Annotated in this window: 20 protein-coding genes; 14 read left to right on the top strand and 6 right to left on the bottom strand. The window is 55.4% G+C overall.

Annotated elements, in window-relative coordinates; genetic code table 11:
- Positions 1 to 242: 242 nt before the first annotated feature.
- The 8 genes from ACR0M9_RS19415 (at position 243) to ACR0M9_RS19380 (ending at position 6,055) form a co-directional block, all read left to right on the top strand.
- Positions 243 to 464, top strand: coding sequence for a hypothetical protein (locus ACR0M9_RS19415; protein WP_267367433.1), 222 nt, complete (start codon positions 243 to 245; stop codon positions 462 to 464).
- A 240-nt stretch (positions 465 to 704) separates the two neighbouring features.
- Complete coding sequence (locus tag ACR0M9_RS19410) at positions 705 to 2,582, top strand: ParB/RepB/Spo0J family partition protein (RefSeq protein WP_480774406.1); 1,878 nt, start codon at positions 705 to 707, stop codon at positions 2,580 to 2,582.
- A gap of 50 nt (positions 2,583 to 2,632) precedes the next feature.
- On the top strand, positions 2,633 to 3,499 hold the full coding sequence (locus ACR0M9_RS19405; protein ID WP_480774405.1) for a hypothetical protein: 867 nt from the start codon (positions 2,633 to 2,635) through the stop codon (positions 3,497 to 3,499).
- Positions 3,496 to 3,879, top strand: a complete 384-nt coding sequence (locus ACR0M9_RS19400) for a hypothetical protein (RefSeq protein ID WP_480774404.1) — start codon at positions 3,496 to 3,498, stop codon at positions 3,877 to 3,879. Before ACR0M9_RS19405 ends, ACR0M9_RS19400 begins: the two co-directional genes overlap by 4 nt.
- Positions 3,880 to 3,933: 54 nt before the next feature.
- Positions 3,934 to 4,167 (top strand): FitA-like ribbon-helix-helix domain-containing protein, encoded by a 234-nt coding sequence (locus ACR0M9_RS19395; protein WP_475214494.1) that lies wholly within the window; start codon positions 3,934 to 3,936, stop codon positions 4,165 to 4,167.
- A complete protein-coding gene (locus ACR0M9_RS19390; RefSeq protein WP_480774403.1) occupies positions 4,164 to 4,586 on the top strand; it encodes a PIN domain-containing protein in 423 nt (140 codons plus the stop codon). The genes ACR0M9_RS19395 and ACR0M9_RS19390 overlap by 4 nt, the downstream gene beginning before the upstream one ends.
- 12 nt (positions 4,587 to 4,598) lie before the next feature.
- Entirely contained in the window at positions 4,599 to 5,141 is a 543-nt protein-coding gene (locus tag ACR0M9_RS19385; RefSeq protein WP_480774402.1) for a hypothetical protein, read from the top strand.
- 716 nt (positions 5,142 to 5,857) lie between these two features.
- Positions 5,858 to 6,055, top strand: a complete 198-nt coding sequence (locus ACR0M9_RS19380) for a hypothetical protein (protein ID WP_480774401.1) — start codon at positions 5,858 to 5,860, stop codon at positions 6,053 to 6,055.
- A gap of 280 nt (positions 6,056 to 6,335) precedes the next feature.
- On the opposite strand, the gene ACR0M9_RS19375 is transcribed toward ACR0M9_RS19380, so the two are convergent.
- From ACR0M9_RS19375 to ACR0M9_RS19360, 4 genes are all read right to left on the bottom strand, one after another.
- Positions 6,336 to 6,533: a hypothetical protein gene (locus tag ACR0M9_RS19375; protein WP_480774400.1), complete on the bottom strand. Its 198-nt coding sequence runs from the start codon at positions 6,531 to 6,533 to the stop codon at positions 6,336 to 6,338.
- Between the two features lie 1,021 nt (positions 6,534 to 7,554).
- Positions 7,555 to 8,196, bottom strand: coding sequence for a LysE family translocator (locus tag ACR0M9_RS19370; RefSeq protein ID WP_480774399.1), 642 nt, complete (start codon positions 8,194 to 8,196; stop codon positions 7,555 to 7,557).
- On the bottom strand, positions 8,196 to 8,699 hold the full coding sequence (locus tag ACR0M9_RS19365; RefSeq protein ID WP_480774398.1) for an anthrone oxygenase family protein: 504 nt from the start codon (positions 8,697 to 8,699) through the stop codon (positions 8,196 to 8,198). The genes ACR0M9_RS19370 and ACR0M9_RS19365 overlap by 1 nt, the downstream gene beginning before the upstream one ends.
- Positions 8,700 to 8,719: 20 nt before the next feature.
- Entirely contained in the window at positions 8,720 to 9,565 is an 846-nt protein-coding gene (locus ACR0M9_RS19360) for a DUF6920 family protein (RefSeq protein WP_480774397.1), read from the bottom strand.
- A gap of 89 nt (positions 9,566 to 9,654) precedes the next feature.
- On the opposite strand from ACR0M9_RS19360, the gene ACR0M9_RS19355 reads away from it, so the two are divergent.
- From ACR0M9_RS19355 to ACR0M9_RS19345, 3 genes are all read left to right on the top strand, one after another.
- Positions 9,655 to 10,287, top strand: a complete 633-nt coding sequence (locus tag ACR0M9_RS19355) for a TetR/AcrR family transcriptional regulator (RefSeq protein ID WP_480774396.1) — start codon at positions 9,655 to 9,657, stop codon at positions 10,285 to 10,287.
- Positions 10,280 to 10,582: a chorismate mutase gene (locus ACR0M9_RS19350; RefSeq protein ID WP_480774395.1), complete on the top strand. Its 303-nt coding sequence runs from the start codon at positions 10,280 to 10,282 to the stop codon at positions 10,580 to 10,582. Before ACR0M9_RS19355 ends, ACR0M9_RS19350 begins: the two co-directional genes overlap by 8 nt.
- Before the next feature lie 373 nt (positions 10,583 to 10,955).
- Positions 10,956 to 11,150 carry a hypothetical protein gene (locus ACR0M9_RS19345; protein ID WP_480774394.1) on the top strand — a complete coding sequence of 65 codons (195 nt, stop codon included), beginning with the start codon at positions 10,956 to 10,958 and terminating at the stop codon, positions 11,148 to 11,150.
- Positions 11,151 to 11,636: 486 nt separating this feature from the next.
- Here the strand turns inward: ACR0M9_RS19345 and ACR0M9_RS19340 are convergent, their stop codons facing one another.
- Positions 11,637 to 12,053: a MerR family transcriptional regulator gene (locus ACR0M9_RS19340; protein ID WP_170574518.1), complete on the bottom strand. Its 417-nt coding sequence runs from the start codon at positions 12,051 to 12,053 to the stop codon at positions 11,637 to 11,639.
- A 70-nt stretch (positions 12,054 to 12,123) separates the two neighbouring features.
- On the opposite strand from ACR0M9_RS19340, the gene ACR0M9_RS19335 reads away from it, so the two are divergent.
- The 3 genes from ACR0M9_RS19335 to ACR0M9_RS19325 are packed head-to-tail and all read left to right on the top strand — an operon-like array spanning position 12,124 to position 14,077.
- A complete protein-coding gene (locus ACR0M9_RS19335) occupies positions 12,124 to 12,894 on the top strand; it encodes a transglutaminase-like domain-containing protein (RefSeq protein ID WP_209599654.1) in 771 nt (256 codons plus the stop codon).
- On the top strand, positions 12,894 to 13,529 hold the full coding sequence (locus ACR0M9_RS19330) for a cation efflux transmembrane domain-containing protein (protein ID WP_209599655.1): 636 nt from the start codon (positions 12,894 to 12,896) through the stop codon (positions 13,527 to 13,529). Before ACR0M9_RS19335 ends, ACR0M9_RS19330 begins: the two co-directional genes overlap by 1 nt.
- Entirely contained in the window at positions 13,529 to 14,077 is a 549-nt protein-coding gene (locus ACR0M9_RS19325) for a methyltransferase family protein (RefSeq protein WP_170574509.1), read from the top strand. Before ACR0M9_RS19330 ends, ACR0M9_RS19325 begins: the two co-directional genes overlap by 1 nt.
- Positions 14,078 to 14,362: 285 nt before the next feature.
- Here the strand turns inward: ACR0M9_RS19325 and ACR0M9_RS19320 are convergent, their stop codons facing one another.
- Positions 14,363 to 16,735, bottom strand: a complete 2,373-nt coding sequence (locus ACR0M9_RS19320) for an autotransporter family protein (RefSeq protein WP_480774393.1) — start codon at positions 16,733 to 16,735, stop codon at positions 14,363 to 14,365.
- Positions 16,736 to 17,221 lie beyond the last annotated feature (486 nt).

Here is a 17,221-nt window from a genome sequence, read left to right as displayed (position 1 = left end):
CGCGTCGTCTCCATGTCAAAAAAACCGGTTCCTCCCACGCGCAAGCGCGCGGTTCCCTCCCATTTTTTTGCCACTCCGACCCCGTGACAGTCCCGCCCCAGGCCACAGGCAGGGCTTCGCCCTCCTGTTCTGCCAGCCGATAGATGTGGTCCATCTATCAGCTAACAGATCAGAAGGCCGCGCCCATTAGCGGATAGCCGGGAAACATCGGCAACCGCATCGCCACGAAAGAAAGAGTTGTCATGACTGAATATCGTCTTGGATCATCCGATTTGGTTCATACCCCCGGTCTAATTGCATGGGCCATCAACGGGTATCACTTCGCAGATGATCGTCCGGTCCTGCTGAACAGCATGTGCCAGAGCTTCCCATCTGTCCCAGCCACCGCCATCGAACAGCTTTTGTCCAAGGCCGTACCGTACACGGTCGAGGACAAAACGGTCGTTTTCAGCGTGGACGAATAGTCCGGTTCTGAAACGGCCAATGCGCAACCCGCGCACGAAAGGAGGTGAACACCATGAGCATTGAAATGATCGAACAGCGTAAGCGTGAAGCCTATGCGCTGATCAAAAAGGGAGGTCTCTCCGCCAAGATCGGCCTCGCCTTCTTGAAAACTCAAGCTGCCGCCTAAGCGGCCTCGCTCTACCCCGCAAGGGGTAGGGCACCAATAACAAAAACTTAGCCACGAAACAAGGACTTGCCCAATGAGCAAACACGAAACATTCACCGCACCGGAAACCATCGAAACCGTTGCCCTGTCCGATCTGTACCTGTCTGAAATCAATCCGCGTCAGGAAGTTGCCGACGAAGGCATTGCGCTGCTGGCCGAAAGCCTCGTCACGTGTGGCCTGATCCAGAACTTGAGCGGTCTGCGCGACAAAGACGGTAAAATCGGCATTGTCGCAGGTGGTCGCCGGTTTCGCGCCCTCAACATCGCTGTAACCGAGCGCGCCGATCTGGCGCAGGTGCCGGTCAAGATCACCGATAACCCCTTTGTGGCCGAGCAATGGGCCAATGCCGAGAACACCGCCCGCGAAGAACTGGACCCTATTGACGAGGTTCGTGCCTATGGGAAAATGGCTGCGAAATCCCTGTCTGTTGGTAAGATCAGCAACGCATTTGGCGTGACAGAGGCGCACGTGCGCCGCCGCCTTGCGCTGGCCGATCTGCCCGATCCTGTCTTGGATGCGGTCAAAGCCGGGGAAATCAGCCAAGGCATCGCCAAGGCAATGACCATTTGCGACGACGAGGCCAAAATCCTTGAGGCGCTGGAAGGCGCAATATCTGGGCGTTTGTATAACGAATACTACGTGCGCCAAGCCCTGACACCGGAATCCGTGCGCAACACAGACCGCAAGGCAAAGTTTGTTGGTCAGGATGCCTTTGAAGAGGCTGGCGGCACCGTCACCAGTGATTTGTTCCAGAACGAAACCCTGTTCAAAGACCCTGAATTGCTGGAACGCTTGTATTCTGAGAAACTGGACGCCGAAGCCGAAAAGCTGCGCGAGGCGGAAGGTTGGGCATGGGCCATGACCACCGACGACAGCAATCCCTATTTCTACGAGGTTCGGGATGCCCACGGGGTTGCCCAAACACCAGTGATTGAAGGTTTATTGACCGAGGAACAGGCCGAGCGGTTTGACGAACTGGCCGAGCTTGAAGAAGGCGATGCACTGGACGAAGCCGGTCAAGCTGAATTGGATGCTCTGCAAAAGGTTCTGGATGGTGAATATCAGCCAGAGCAGAAAGCGATTGCAGGGATCATGGTCTTTGTCCGTCACAATGGCGAAATCTCTGCTTTGCGTGGCCTCATTAAGCCCGAGGATCAGGCAGCGGCTATTGAACAGGAGTTCATCGAAGCCCCCTCAAAACCTTCTAAGCCCACTGCATCGGAAGCTGAAAAACCGGCATTCTCGCAGAAGTTCATTGACGACATGAAAGCGATCCGGCTGGCGGCTGTTCAAACGGCCATGCTGGACAAGCCCGATTATGTTCTGAGCCTATTTGCCTTCTATGCGACACCGGCATCCGGTCACTACACCAGCCTGTTCGGGTTCGGCTACGGCGGGGCGGAGAACAACACGCCCGAGATTGACGATCAGTTTGTTCTTGATCCGCGTCTTGGTGGTGAGCGGGATGAGGCCGCAGAGGAAGCCTACAGCCAGTTTCAGGAAATGGCCGGGAAAGGCAGCATCGAAGCGTTCAAGGCATTCCGCGATCTGGGCAAGAAAACCCGCAACGGCGAAATCACCGCGTTTCTCGCGCGGCGCTTTACAACCCAGCGGGCCGACTTCATGGCGGAAATCGCGGCTGATGTTGGCGCTGATATGCGCTCGATCTGGACACCATCAGAAACCAACTGCTTCAAGCGTTTGAAGGGCTGGCAGCTTGACGACCTCTATAAAGACCTTCTGGGTTTGCACATGGATACCGACGACTACCGCGCGTTCAGCAAGTCCAAGAAGGGCGAGAAGAACGAAGCGATGCACAAGCTGTTCAACGATCCAGAGCATCAAAAGGCTTTGCGCGTCACCCCTGAACAGAAGGCCCGCATCGACGCTTGGGTTCCCGAGTGCTTCTGAAACCAGCAGGGCAGGGCGCAATGCGCCCTGTCCACAGCAGGGATTTAACCATGTTCGACGCGACCCAATACAAACACCCGATTTGGCCCGGTGTCAGTGAGCCAGTTGAGAATGCCGACCTCAGAGTTCTTTCGTTGGGGGCAGGCGTTCAAAGCACTACGCTGGCGCTGATGGCGGCTCACGGCGAAATCGGCCCAATGCCTGATTTGGCTATTTTCGCAGATACCGGATGGGAGCCTAAAGCGGTTTATGAGCATTTGGACTGGCTTTCATCTGGGAACGTCCTGCCGTTTCCGATCCACCGTGTAAAGGCCGTGGACTTGCGCGCGCAAGTCCAGGCTCGCGCGGATCGCGCCGAAGGCCGATTTGTAACTATCCCTTATTTTCTGGGCCAAGGCGGGATGAACCGCCGCCAATGTACCCGAGAGGCCAAGATTGATCCGATCCGTGCCGAAGTTCGCCGCCTGCTCGGGGTTCCCAAAGGCGCGCGCGCGACCGCGTTTCGCGTAGAGCAGTGGATTGGCATCAGCACCGACGAAATGGAGCGGATCAAAGATGCGCCTGAAAGTTGGATCACGCATCGTTGGCCGCTCGTAGAGGCCCGCATGTCGCGCGGTGACTGTTCCGAGTGGTGCAAGCGGCATGGATACCCGGAGCCGCCCAAATCCGCGTGTATTGGTTGCCCGTTCCGCACGAATGCACGTTGGCTCGAATTGAGCATCAACGACCCAGACGCCTTCTTTGATGCTGTTGAGCTGGATGCTGCGATGCGCCGCAACGGTCCCGCAGCCGGGATGCGGGCGCTGGAATACATGCACCGATCTTGCCGACCTCTTGGCGACATCGACTTTGAAGCCGAAACAGGTGGGCCAGACTTTGATTTCCGCAGCGAATGTGACGGGGTTTGTGGAACATGACACGCTACATTTACACGACGCCCGGAACGCGGGTGCGATGGAGCAACGTGGCCGAATGGTGTGCGGCAGCGTGGAAATTGAACAGCCGTCGATGGTCGCGCAAAATGCGCCGTGACCTTGAAACCCATGCAATGTGTATGCCGCTGGACATGATCAAGATCGAGGATGATCTTGAGGCCATCGAGAGCGCCGTTTGGTTGCTTAAACATGGGCCGACCGGCTTGCAGCGCCCGCAGCGTGGCCACCGTGGCGACCATCCGACCACTGCTGTCATAGTGGCACTCAACAACCGCGCCGCAGTGTTGAGGCGCGAGGCTGATGTAATCCCGCATGGTGACAACTGGAAAGCAATGAAAGATGATAGCATACTTGATATTTGATTGCACTGCTATCAAATACACTGTATGCTATCACTACCCAACATGGAGGATGAAATGGCAAATCTGACAGTCAGAAACCTATCTGATGACGTTCACAGTCGCGTTCGGTTTGTCGCGGCAGAACGTGGCATCAGCACGGAGGAAGCCGCTCGGCAACTTCTCGATGAAGCGTCTCGACCAGCCGAAAAGGTTGGTGACGTGATTGTTGAATACGTGCAGGGCCTTAATGCGTTCTTGCCTGATATTGAACGCAGTGACGACAAAGCAGAACCGGCGGACTTCGGGTGATTATTTTAGACACAAATGTACTGTCCGACCCCATGAAGGAAACCCCTTCGCAGGCGGTGATTGGGTGGTTGAATGCGCTGCATAGCGCGCAGTTTTACACCACGACAATCACCATCTTTGAGGTACGATATGGGATTGAACTACTGCCTGACGGCAAGCGGAAAGCTGCGCTTTGGAAAGGCTTCGACTTTACGCTAGGCCGTCTCTGCGGCAACCGGATTTTGCCATTCGACCGTGCGGCTGCGGAAGCCCTTGCGACCATGCAAGCCGAGGCGAAAGCCTATGACGTGAAGTTGGCAGACGCGCAGATCGCGGCGATTGCAAAGACACACGGTTTTTCTGTAGCAACCAGAGACGTGAAGCCGTTTCAGTTCTTAGGCGTCAATGTTTTGAATCCTTGGGATCACCCATCCGATTGAGGGACTGAAAGAATGACAAAAGCCACCGCCGTAACGAAGGTTGAAAAAGCCGCTCGCCGCGTCTGGAAGTCCGCGCAGATGTATATTGCGTTCCACAAGGACCAGAATAAACGCCAACGCGACGAACCGAAGTTCTGGCCGCCGAAGAACGGCAGCGCGTCGATTCATGGTGCCCCTGCCGAGCAAGAGGCCATTGTTGTGGTCAAAGCCGCCGATCCAGAAGATACCCAAGATGTGCAAATCAAGCTGCATCCCAATCGGATTGTTGTGCGCCGCGATGCTGAAATCTGGTGGCAAGGGGTTGCTGTTGATGACCATTCTGTAACTGTCCGAATGGCAGACGGTACAATCATTGAGGTTCACCATGATGGTTCTGTCAAACGCCGTGCCGCTGAAGATGAAACCCATGTCGAAGCGGATGGCAGTATCTTCAAATGGACCGAACACGCTGAAACAACAATGACAGGTGACGGGATCGAGATGACCCGCCGCACTGAAGATCGGATTACCGCGATCACCTATGACGGCGTTGTCGATCGGGCGCGCAACCGTTAGCCTCAACGCGCTTTTTTGTTTTCCTCTCGTGGCGAGAGACCTTGGCCCGCTTCGGCGGGTCTTTTCTTTTTCGTTGTCCTGGCTTTGAGGTGCCGTTGTTGTCCCTTGGCACCTGGGGCCACGGCCCCACGTGCCGGCGCGACTGGTCGCTTCGCTTTGACGGCCGCCACGGCGGCCGGCACACCATTGCCGCGTTGCGCCTGGTGCTGCCCGGGCAGATCGCGTCCGGCTGTTAACCTGTCCCGCGAAACGCGGCCCAGGGCCGGACGGCCCAGCCTTTCGCCTACGCTATCGAGAAAGGGCGACTTGCACCGCCAATGCGCCCAATATCCATGTTCTGCAGGTCATTCCGCTTCGGGAAAGCCACCAGCTCGCGGATCTGCGCACAGAGCTTGTGTCAGATCGAGGTGATGTTGCCGCGTTTCCCTTTGTTCAGGTGTTCCGCTCGCAGCGGGCCCAGAAGTTCTTGCCTTTCACTCGGTCTGACAGCCTCAAACCCGTTGCCAGTGAAGATCCTCGTTCACGTGTTTCTTTCAAGATGAACATAATCGGGCAGTCGGAGTAGCCGCGCAGCCCCCGTTCCGGGCGCTCCGCTTCAACAGGTAATTTCCCCTGCGCTGATCGCGCATTCCTCGCGGGACAAATTACCTGCTGACAACTCCTTTATGCCCGCTTCTTGCATGTTCATCGAAACACTCAAAAACGAGGATCAAACAATGGCAACTCAAACTCTGAAACTGAACGTCAAAGCCGGTGAAAAAGATGGCAAGAACTTCTGGAACCGCTGCGGTGTCGCCTTTGTAAACACCGATGATCACGGCAACATCACCTCGATCCAGGTCAAGCACGATATGTTCCCCGGCGTCGAAATGGTGGCTTTCCCGAAGCGGAATGACGACGACGAGCAGAACTGAGGGAAGGGCAGGGCGGCGCAAGTCGCCCTTTCCTTTGCTCCGGCTCCAGGCTGGTCGGTCTCGCACACGAACCCGTGACGCTTTGGCGCTCATTTTCGCCTTGTTTGTAAAGGCTGGCTGTTCTACCTGTGGCTGAGTCAGGAATTACTCTGACACTCACGGATAGCCGCTGCAGCTCGTTTGCGTTTCCCCCTCGGAGTGCGCCCCAATTGCTTCCCCCAAGCATATCGGGCAGAGCTGTAGCGGCTTGCACCGCCACAACTTTGTACAGTAGCCCCAGCTACACACAGCCAGTCGATTTTGCATACACAATGCTCTTGTCGTGACCAACTGTGTCAGTCACCACAAGCTCAACTTCAAAACCTTCCCCATCAAAAAATAGACCGTCACCGAGTCGCGGTTTAGCTTCAAACGTGCGTGTAATTTCGTCTCTTGAGCCGTTCGCTCTTTTCAAAATCACCTTAAAATCTTCAGTCATAATCAGTTACTCCTATAAAATTATGCAGTAGTATTTATCTCCAAAGCTCAGCGAAATTGCCGTTTTTGCTTAGAAAAAACGTGTTTGAGCCAACTTTTTTGTAAGCAATGCGGTTTGGTGTTTGCCTTTGGTTTAACCAGCTCTGACTAGAGTAGTTGGGCAAATCCCGCGCCTATGGGCGCGTGACCGCGTGCTAGTCGGACGCCGGCAGACCGGCCTCCGACCCGAACCAATCAAGTGCGATCTCCCTGTGGCCCAGGTGCGGATAAACCTGTCTCATCCGAGCCAGCTTTAACCGCGGCCACAAGTCGCCTGCACATGCTTGTTTCGGCCCAAAGGGTAACGCCCGCTTTTGCAATAGGTCTGGGAGATCCGCGCGAGGCGCGCGGCTCGCATTGATTATTGGACAGGGCAGGGGATCGACGCGCTAAAGCGCGCTCACCCCGGCCCTGGCATTGTCCAATAGTGGGTCTGCTGTGACCGGCAGGCCGGTCCCATCATCCCGATCCGCCCGCATCCTGCGTCGGGCCGGTCAAGGGGCAAGCGCCGCGCGGTGCGCGTCGTCTCCATGTCAAAAAAACCGGTTCCTCCCACGCGCAAGCGCGCGGTTCCCTCCCATTTTTTTGCCACTCCGACCCCGTGACAGTTGTCGGGCGACACATAGTTTTGCCATTCATGATCAGCTAAGCTACTGATTTAGAACCGAGTGGAGGCGAGCTGTTACGCTGACTTTGCCATTCACGACTCAAAGATTTTCCATTGCCGAACGCGGCCGTTCGATCTCGGCGCAGCAAATACCATGAGAGCCCTGAGCTGCCGTCGACCGAGCTTTGGTCTTTCGCATGTGCGGCACGTAGCCTACCGCACATTCCGGACGTTTAGAACTAGGCGGCAAATGGTAGGTGAGCGGACAAAGTGCGCTTTCGCTGCGGTTGCGCCAAGGTCGGCTTCGGTAGCCAGGGCTGTTAAAAAAACGATTGTCTTCTCGGCCGCGAGCATCCTTGGTTTGAGCGGCAGAGACCTACACATCGGCGCGCTTCAGGAAGGTCAACGCAAGACCCAAGGCGACAAGAAGACTGCCACATACCCTGTCGATCCAGAGCGCCCCGCGATTGCTGAGAAACTGAACTGCTTTTGCGCCCAGTCCCGCATAGGCGGCCATGACGATGACATCGACCGTGATAAAGACCAGTGCCAGCGTTACATATTGTTGAAACACAGGCTCTGTCGGTTTGAGGAACTGCGGCAGGAAAGCAGTAAAAAACAGGTATCCCTTGGGGTTTGTGACCGCGACAAGAAAGCTCTTTCTTAAAACCGCTCGGTTGTTGCGAAGCGCACCCGATCTCACGTTTTCGGACGGGTTCGCGACTGGCCCCAACTGACCGGATGATCGCATCATTTGCACGCCCAGCCAGACGAGGTAAGCGACGCCGATCCATTTGACGATGCTGAACCAAAAAGCTGACGCGGCAAGAACAGCTCCGAGTCCTAAACCGGCTGCCGTGATCAGAACAGCATCAGAGATAGCAGCCCCGGCAATACCGTACCCTGCCGTAGCGATGCCGAACCGTGATCCATTGGACAAGGCAAGTAGAACAGTCGGACCGGGTGTCATAACGACAACGAGCGCCAGAAGGGTGAATGTCAGAAGTGACAGTTCCATCACGTAGACTCCAAGTTTAGAAAGAAAATAGCTAGGCCAGTCAGGATTAGGCAAACTCCGCTCACCAGAGTGCGAAGCAAGTTCCAGACCTGCCAGGAGGTTGAGTAGTTTTGCCAAATACCTTGGGCGGCCCCGATATCCGAAGGCACAACGACTTCTGCCAGGGCTTCATTCATGGGGACATTCACCGTCGCTGTGACGAAGAAGGCCCCTACGATGTACAAAATGGCAGCCAGTCCAAAGAGCACGGCTGATTTTTTTCTGGCTTGCCGGGCGGCGATGATGGCCGTTGCGCCCAGAATGACTGGTGTCAGGAAGAAGGCCGGGAAGAACACCACGTTTCGGACCGAAGCATTCATCGCTTGCATCGCGGCAATGGCTGTTCGTGGATCCGTCGCGTCCAACCCCCACATTGTTGAACAGACCCAGGCGTAGAAAAACCCGAAGATAGCGCCGATGCTCAAGAGCGAGAGCATCGACATGAAGGTGAGAATTTTTGGCATTGGTCTGGCTCTTTGCAGGGTCATTCGAAAGTGAACCCAGTCAACTGTGCATCAAAGAACGGGTAGACTTCGCCGTCTGCCATGCGCGAAATAACAAAGGCATGGGGGATCATTACGCCGCTTATTTCGCGGTAATCTGAACGTGTGACATGTTCACCCGAGCCGTGATAGGGCGTATTCAGATCGCCGTCCTCTTCAGCCACCATATGTGTGATGGCGCCATTCTCGGCGAAATGCACAATCATCGTAGACCGAAGCCCATCGGCGGCGACAATGGCGCGCGCGCTGTTAGCGTTGATCGGTTCCCATGTGACCGGCCCACCGGGCAAGAGCGCCTGTGGAAAAAGGGCACTTTCCAAGAGCCAACGGCGCAGTGAAACAACATTGAGTTCAGGCGTTTCGCGCTCATCCACGACCGACAGTGTAGAGAGAATCTTCGCCTTCATCTCCATCTCGCCGTCGGCAAAGTAATCATACGCACGGGCCCAGATGCCAGGGAGGATCGGCGTGGTCGCCGAGAACATAAGCGCCGGTTCCGAAATAGCGATTACCTGTTCTGCCGTGGTGAAGTTGAACCCGTCTGTCTGTGGACGTCGGAATTCTCCCTCGGACGTGAGCCGCACAAGGCGCGCCTCTGGGACCCCGTTGGGGAATGCAAAGTCGAAGTAGCGTTGGACGGGCGAGGGCAAGGCGTCCAGATCGATCTGACCTAATGTCGCAAAGTCGGACGGGCGGGCCCGCTCTGCGATGTGGGACTGGAACGCGGAGATGTCTCTTTCGGTCCTGTAACTGCCAATCCCGATTGCGATGCCAGCGCCCAGGGCCAAAACGGCAACGCTACCCAGTGTCCATTTCAGAATACTCATGACTTTTTCCTCATGCTTAAAAACGTAATAGATATTACGGTTGCACTTATCCGTAATATTGGTTACGGTTTCTGTCAACAGGCTGGAGAATGATTTTGCGTGAAGAGAAACGATCCCTGCGCCAGCAACAGATCGAGGCGGCTGCCTACGAGGTGCTGGAGGCCAAAGGGTATGGGGGCACGTCCATGCAGGGCATTGCCAAACAGGCCCGCGCATCAAATGAGACCTTGTACAATTGGTACGGGGATAAGCAGGGGCTGTTTCGTGCCCTCGTCACGCGCAACGCGGAAGAAGTGAAGTCACACCTGGAAGCTGAATTGGAAACCGACCATGACGCGCTTACAATTCTGGGAACGCTGGGTCCAAAGCTTTTAGACTTACTGACAGGTGATCGCGCCGTTGCCCTCAATCGCGCCGCAGCAGCTGATAGCAGCGGTGAACTCGGCGCGACACTTTCAAAGGTCGGGCGCGAATCCGTGTTTCCCTTGTTAGAGCAGGTGCTGCTTCGTGCACGGCGCGAGGGTCAACTGAACTTTGAGACATCGGGAGAAGCTGTTGACCTCTATCTGGACCTGTTGATCGGCGACCAGCAAATCCGGCGTGTGATCGGGCGACTCCCAGCTCCAACAGCGGAATTTTGTGTGGCGCGCGCTCAGAGAGCTGTGAGCCTTCTTCGCCAGCTCCTTAGCAACCAAGTTACTACTGAAGAAAATCATGAGTAAACTTATTCCGCCCGAGGCCTGCACAACTATGGCTGAGCTTCGCGTTCAGATCGACGCCATTGACGTCGAATTGCTCACCCTTCTGGCCACCCGCACCGGCTACATCGACCGTGCTGTCGATTTGAAGAAGATCGAAGGCTTGCCTGCAAGGACAACAGATCGCGTGGCCGAAGTGCTTGAAAAAGTAAGCAAGACGGCATCCGGGAAGCAACTGGACCCCGAACTGGCCCGAAGGCTCTGGGGCGAACTCATTGAGTGGTCAATTCAACGCGAGATCAAAGAGCTTGGGGCCTAGCAGGAGAAATGGCCAAACAATACAAAAGCTTAAACGCAAACTTGAAAGACTTCATTGAACGGCAACAGATTTTCTTTGTTGCGTCCTCCACCCAGACCAGCCGGGTCAATGTCTCGCCTCGTGAAACGGCTTCGCTCCGGATATTGGACGATAACTCAGCCATATACCTGGACAGAACCGGAAGTGGGAACGAAACTGCGGCGCATATGCTGGCGGATGGCCGACTTACATTCATGTTTTGTGCGTTCCACGGTCCCCCAGAATTCTGAGGCTTTACGGGGTCGGCAAATCAATCGGTAGGGAAACACCGGAATTCAAGCAACTCATCGCTCAACATTACGGTGGTACACCCCCCCTGGGAACAAGGCAGATCATGCGGCTCGACTTTGATCTCGTGCAAACCTCCTGCGGAAACGGGGTGCCGCTTTTTGAATACAAAGGGGAACGAGCGGCGATAGAGAATTGGCACCAAAGCAAGGGGCCGGACGGCATTCAGGCCTATTGGAAAGAAAAGAACCTCAGCAGTATGGATGGCCTGCCGACCGGGTTGCAGCTCGACGATGAGTAGAGCGGCCAGCGGTTCAACAAAGTGGATAAAAAAGTGTCAAAAATCATATGGATGTCAGACCCCCATTTTGTTGTATTAGGCGAGGTTTAGGGCATTGATCCAAGAGCGCGCCTGCACGCCGCCATATAGGAAATCAACGCCCATCATGCAGACGCGGCGTTCTGCATTGTTTCAGGGGACATGGTGGATTGTAGAGCCTCAGTAGAAGTGCATTTGGTTCTGTCGCGTTTTGTCCGGTCTTTTCCTATAGCCGCCTTTGGCGCGAAGTGCAGCATTTGTCAGAGTGGGCTCTGTGCCGTCATTCTCTGCGGCTTGCAACGACCGGCGGTTTGAGCCCACAGCTGCCGTCGACCGAGCTTTGGTCTTTCGCATGTGCGGCACGTAGCCTACCGCACATTCCGGACGTTTAGAACTAGGCGGCAAATGGTAGGTGAGCGGGACTTTGCCGACGTTTGGCTATACGATGTGATAGTCTGCTTTACCTTTTCAGTGATCGCGCTCGCAAAGGCCATGATCCGACAAAGAAGCCAGGACATAGCAGTCTTCGGTCACTCCGCCGCCATCGCAGCCGTTGGAAATCCGCACCAGTTCTTTCTCAAGCGCGCGGAGGCGTTTGATCTTTGCGCGCACGTCCGAGAGCTGAGCCGTCGCAATATCATTGGCCTCTGCACACGACCGGTCCGGGTGGCCCTGTAGCTCGATCAAGGCAGCAATAGCTTCAATCGAGAAGCCGAGGTCGCGGGCGTGCTTGATGAAGCTCAGGCGCTCCAGCCCCGCCGCATCATACCGACGCTGATTGCCTTCAGTCCGTTCCGGTGCGTCGAGAAGCCCAGACTCTTCGTAGTAGCGGATTGTTGGAACCTTGACGTTCGTGCGCCGCGATAGCTCGCCAATGGAAAACATGAAAATACCTCTTGAACCTCTAGTCACTAGAGATCGTATATCAGTTGGGACGCTGAAACCAGAGTGAACCATGTCCCAGAAATACCTCGCCGAAACCCCCATACTCGATTTTCGATCCGATGCGATCCAGGCATTGATCGCCGAGCGCGGGTGGTCTTCTCTTGACCCCACCGCACGCATCGGCACGGCCTATGATTTCGTGCGGAACGAAATCCTGTTCGGATACAACAGCGACGATGCGCTGCCTGCCTCCCGAGTGCTGGCGGACGGCTATGGGCAGTGCAACACCAAGGGCACGCTTCTGATGGCACTGCTCAGGGCGTTGAATATCCCTTGCCGGTTTCATGGTTTCACCATCGACAAGGGCTTGCAGCGTGGCGTTGTGCCAGAGTTGGTTTTCCCGCTGGCCCCCCGAAGCATCATCCATTCCTGGGTGGAAGTTCTGATCGACGGCAAGTGGATCAATCTCGAAGGGTTTATCCTCGATCAAGGCGTTCTGGGAGCGCTTCAGGAGACCTTTCCGGATCGCACGTCGCTCTGTGCCTATGGCGCGGGGACAGATTGCCTTCAGGCCCCGCCCGTCGAGTGGTCTGGCCAAAGCACATACATCCAGAAGACCGGGATCAACCACGACTTCGATGTCTTTGACAGTCCGGATGATTTCTACAAGGACCACCACCAGCTGTCCGGTTTTCGCGGGTTGCTCTATCGTCTTGTCATACGGCACTGGATGAACCGGCGCGTGGCGCGGATCAGGCAAGGCTATGTGCCAATCATCCCCGGCGGCGCAGAGAACCTTCTTCCTAAACAGGCACCAATCATTCTAAAGGAGGCCGTGTGATGTCAGGGTGTTGTGGACATGACGCTAAGTTCGATGGCGTATCGGACGACTACAAACGGCGGCTGTGGATCGTCATCGCGCTGAACGCGACGATGTTTGCCGTCGAGATGACAGCAGGCCAGGTCGCACAGTCGCAAGCTCTGAAGGCTGACGCCCTCGACTTCTTGGGCGATGCTCTGACCTATGGCATCTCACTTGCTGTCATCGGTGCTTCGATCCGCGCGCGGACGAATGCAGCGCTCGCCAAGGGCATCAGTCTTCTTCTGATGGGCCTGTGGGTCTTCGGCTCGACAGTCTACCGGGTTTTCTATGTCGGCGTACCGGAAGCGGAAATCATGGGCGTTGTCGGCGCTCTGGCTCTGGCGACAAACCTTGCAAGCGTCCTGCTGCTGGTCAGCTACAAGGACGGGGATGCCAATGTGCGCTCTGTCTGGCTCTGCTCGCGAAACGACGCCATCGGCAACGTCGCCGTGATGTTAGCAGCTTTGGGCGTATGGGGCACGGCCACCGGCTGGCCCGACCTGATCGTCGCTGCGATCATGGCCAGCTTGTTTCTGTCCTCAGCGTTCCAGATCGTGCGCCAGGCGCTCGCTGAACGCCGTGAGTTCAATTCACACAATCATGCCGAAGTCTGATGGAGGCCTTTCTTGCTCTTCTTGGCTTGGGGATTGCCGCAGGAACCTTGGCCGCGCTCGTTTGGTCGTTTGCGCGTCCATCGCGGCGGCTCTGGCCCCCGGAAGAATACACGATCAGAACGCCTTTCCTTGTCTGGGTTCCAACATTCACTTTGTTCGGCGTGCTTGTTCTGCTTGGCATTCTTGGATGGGCGACCCTGCCATTTCCAGACTGGATGCGGTTCTGGATCGGGGTGCCTTTAATCCTCACCGGAAACGCAGCCGTCTGGTTTGAAGTTGTACGCTTTGGCATCGCCCAAACCGGCGGTGCCGTTGGGCATCTGCGAACCGACGGTCTTTATCGCTACTCCCGCAATCCCCAGTATGTCGCAGATATCTTCATGGTCATCGGATGGATGCTGCTGACGGCGGCACCGCTGGTCTTTCCGGTCGGAAGTGCCGCGGTCCTCGTGCTGTTGGCTGCACCATTCGCGGAAGAGCCATGGCTGCGCGCGCGCTACGGCGCGGACTTCGAGGAATACGCCTCCCGCGTTCGGCGTTTTCTCTGAAGCGGTCATTCGCCACAACGCAGAAACTTGGGAGGTATGGGCTCTGTGCCGTCATTCTCTGCGGCTTGCAACGACCGGCGGTTTGAGCCCCGAGCTGCCGTCGACCGAGCTTTGGTCTTTCGCATGTGCGGCACGTAGCCTACCGCACATTCCGGACGTTTAGAACTAGGCGGCAAATGGTAGGTGAGCGGGACAAAGCGGACGTCCACTGGGTTCGATTGTGAAGGCACAACAACGATGGTCGGCGTGTGTGATTCCTAAGGTTGAAACAACCGTACGGACAATTCAGAACCGAACACTTAAATTCGCACCTAGGCCATGTTCTTGGCCATTGGAGCGAACAGAATAGCCATATCCTGCCGTTAGTCTTGCCAGATCAGAAATCTGATAGCCCAGTCCAAGCCCAAGAACGAAACCATTGGCGCCTCGGTTTTGTCCGACTTGCGTGAATGTCCCAAATATCGGGCTCGTGACAGTGATTTCGTGCTCACTGTCCTTGTTGGCAAAAAAATCATACTCGTAACGAGCAAAGGCCATTGGGGTTAGCACGCCATTCTCTGTCAAGAAATCCCGCTGGTAGTCAATTCCAATAGAAGCGACCAGCGATTCTGCGTTCGCTTTTTCAATCGAGTAATTGAAATCACCACCGCCAGTCTCTGTGCCTGAACCTTGTTGGATACGCCCGTAGTTCAATCCAAAAACCGTAGAAACCCTTGCGCCGCTCTCCAGGTTAAACAACTTCCGTGCCTGGATACCGGCGTGGATTCCCTCTTGGTCCAAATCCGATTTAGCCTCGCCCCCCGTAAAGCCATCAACAGAAGGGTTGTTCCGCTTGGCATCAGTTTCACCGAACATGTAACCGATCAGTCCGGAGAACTCCCAAGTTCCGGTTGTTGTACGCCCATACACGCCCACATGATAGCTGTCGGTCGAAAAGTCCTGATCGACTTGATCGTGTTCATCCATGGAGGATGTCCCAAATCCTGCGTACACGCCGACCACGCCTCTATCGGTGCTTGCGACATCCGCTCCGACCAAAATGGTGCCCAGCGAATAGTCGAATGTCCCGAGGCCTTTACTTCCATCAACGTCCCCGCTCACATACGCTGTGTCGATCCACCAGCGCCGATCAGAGCAGTCTATTGCTCCGCTAGGGCTCTGGGCCAAGTCGATATCGCCTGCTGCAACGGGTTGATCCTCGTTGCTGAAGCCAACTGCTTGATACTTGCGGCAGTCAGCGTGGCTCAGCACGGTGTTGGTTATCAGGTCAAGTTGCTCCAGCCCAACGGTCAAATTGGAGGAATAGGGTTCTGCGTGCACACGATTAAACCCAGCTAAACCTGAATTGGTGAGCGTGTTAACGGTATTACCCAGGGTTGAGCCGTTGGTCAGGTTGGTTCCAGGTGACGTGTTTGTGGTGTTAGCCACCGCACCAGCAAGGTTGCTTGCGTTGGGAGATCCAACAACTGATGGATGTTGCGGTAAACTCGAGACGGGGAGAGTCGAAAACGTTATGTCGATTCTACCGTCCGCGGTTGGCGTGTTTGAGATACTCAGACTGGATAGGGCGGGCAAAGATCCTCCTGCAACAAGAGTTGGGGAGTTTCCATCGAAACGCGAGGCTTGAAAAACCGTGTAGTCGTTGCCAGCAGCATAGTCCTGCGCAGTCAGGCCGGGACGAGCGGCTTCGACTTGTATGGTGGCGCGGTTAATCCCTGTAACGGGCCCGTTGGATGACACCAAGTCGGCTTTCTGACCGGCCGTCGGATCGACTTCGCTTAAAAGTCTTGACCCAGTTTCAAAAGCGATTCCGCCACTATTGTTGAGCGTACCAATTGAAAAGCCCGGCGAAAGTACCCCTCCGTTCTTAACTGTGAAGTTGAATGCGTTCACGGTTCCCGTTCCGGCAAGCGTGCCAAAATTCTCAAAGTTTACGGTGTTCAAACTGCTTGCGGCATCAAGCCGAATAGTCGTGCCTGCGGCTATCGTCATATCACTGGTTGAAGAAATCAAACTATTCGTCAGTGTGAAATCAGAAGCTTCAGCAACCCGGGTTTGGATATAGTACGCCCCGAAAACCACTTCGGTAGCCCCCATAACAGTCAGGTTGTCGTAGGTTAACGGTCGGTCTGACTGGAAGTAAACTTCAGTGGGGTCGATATTCGCGCCGTTGAACGGAACGAAGGTCATTGATCTGCCGGAACCAATCGAAGTTCCAATGAGGTTCACTCTGAGCTTCCCGCTGATGTTTGTTGCCAACGCTTCCCGGGATACAAAGTCTCCGCTGCCTGCGGCGACATCAACATTCAGAAGAGTTAAAACTGAAGCATTGCTTGGAACGGTATTTTGGCCAGGAACATACAACTCAATTTCACCTGAGGACGTGATAGAGGAGTTACCAATTGTAAGTCCTGTTATGGGTCCGTTTGGGATCGGCAGACACGTGCGTTCCGTCGTTGAAATTGTTTGATTAACGCGAGTGCTTTCAGATCCGGATGAATATTCTATCCGAGGAGAGCCCAATTCTACGCAACCCTGTGCGCTTTGGGCCTGCGCGTCTTCCACCACTAACACATAAGCCAAGACCCCCAGTGACAACTTAATAATTAATGCACGCTGAACGCTTAGTGCCGCAAGTGTCGGGCCCAGTGTTTCCATCAGCTTTCTCCTCTTACTTGATAAGCGAGAGTACACCCAATTGTGATACACGGTGAGTTTTGTGAAATGCTCAAAAAAGTCAAACGATTGACCGCTTCGGGCTCGCCGCCGCCATTCTCTGCGGTTCGCACCGAATGGCGGTCAGAGCCCATTGCCGACCTCGACCAACGCGCGGACCTGCGCTCACGCAGCATGACGGTGCGGCCCATTCCTGCCGTTGACCGAGGGCGCGCATCGCTGCGGTGCGGCCCACCAGACCGGACTTTAGCTGCGACTGCGAAATCCAGCGATCGACAAACTCACGCATCGCGGACCAAGTGTGAATTCGCCGCGCTTGTCGCGATGGCAGCTCGGTGCGCTTCGCTGACGTCAGAACAAGCGTGAAAATGTATCGATTCTCGCCTGGATTGAAATACCTTCAAAGACAACACCAAAGAAGTGAATCTTTGTTCAGACTAACATGTTGGGTCTGCTTCTAGGGGGGGA

Source organism: Ruegeria sp. CH2 (assembly GCF_056537065.1).
Note: the sequence above shows the minus strand (reverse complement) of the source record. Positions and strands in the feature narration are given on the sequence as shown.

Coding starts and splice junctions, on each gene's coding strand:
- ACR0M9_RS19415 (WP_267367433.1), top strand. CDS start 243: ATGACTGAATATCGTCTTGGATCATCCGATTTGGTTCATACCCCCGGT.
- ACR0M9_RS19410 (WP_480774406.1), top strand. CDS start 705: ATGAGCAAACACGAAACATTCACCGCACCGGAAACCATCGAAACCGTT.
- ACR0M9_RS19405 (WP_480774405.1), top strand. CDS start 2,633: ATGTTCGACGCGACCCAATACAAACACCCGATTTGGCCCGGTGTCAGT.
- ACR0M9_RS19400 (WP_480774404.1), top strand. CDS start 3,496: ATGACACGCTACATTTACACGACGCCCGGAACGCGGGTGCGATGGAGC.
- ACR0M9_RS19395 (WP_475214494.1), top strand. CDS start 3,934: ATGGCAAATCTGACAGTCAGAAACCTATCTGATGACGTTCACAGTCGC.
- ACR0M9_RS19385 (WP_480774402.1), top strand. CDS start 4,599: ATGACAAAAGCCACCGCCGTAACGAAGGTTGAAAAAGCCGCTCGCCGC.
- ACR0M9_RS19380 (WP_480774401.1), top strand. CDS start 5,858: ATGGCAACTCAAACTCTGAAACTGAACGTCAAAGCCGGTGAAAAAGAT.
- ACR0M9_RS19375 (WP_480774400.1), bottom strand. CDS start 6,533: ATGACTGAAGATTTTAAGGTGATTTTGAAAAGAGCGAACGGCTCAAGA.
- ACR0M9_RS19370 (WP_480774399.1), bottom strand. CDS start 8,196: ATGGAACTGTCACTTCTGACATTCACCCTTCTGGCGCTCGTTGTCGTT.
- ACR0M9_RS19365 (WP_480774398.1), bottom strand. CDS start 8,699: ATGCCAAAAATTCTCACCTTCATGTCGATGCTCTCGCTCTTGAGCATC.
- ACR0M9_RS19360 (WP_480774397.1), bottom strand. CDS start 9,565: ATGAGTATTCTGAAATGGACACTGGGTAGCGTTGCCGTTTTGGCCCTG.
- ACR0M9_RS19355 (WP_480774396.1), top strand. CDS start 9,655: ATGATTTTGCGTGAAGAGAAACGATCCCTGCGCCAGCAACAGATCGAG.
- ACR0M9_RS19350 (WP_480774395.1), top strand. CDS start 10,280: ATGAGTAAACTTATTCCGCCCGAGGCCTGCACAACTATGGCTGAGCTT.
- ACR0M9_RS19345 (WP_480774394.1), top strand. CDS start 10,956: ATGCGGCTCGACTTTGATCTCGTGCAAACCTCCTGCGGAAACGGGGTG.
- ACR0M9_RS19340 (WP_170574518.1), bottom strand. CDS start 12,053: ATGTTTTCCATTGGCGAGCTATCGCGGCGCACGAACGTCAAGGTTCCA.
- ACR0M9_RS19335 (WP_209599654.1), top strand. CDS start 12,124: ATGTCCCAGAAATACCTCGCCGAAACCCCCATACTCGATTTTCGATCC.
- ACR0M9_RS19330 (WP_209599655.1), top strand. CDS start 12,894: ATGTCAGGGTGTTGTGGACATGACGCTAAGTTCGATGGCGTATCGGAC.
- ACR0M9_RS19325 (WP_170574509.1), top strand. CDS start 13,529: ATGGAGGCCTTTCTTGCTCTTCTTGGCTTGGGGATTGCCGCAGGAACC.
- ACR0M9_RS19320 (WP_480774393.1), bottom strand. CDS start 16,735: ATGGAAACACTGGGCCCGACACTTGCGGCACTAAGCGTTCAGCGTGCA.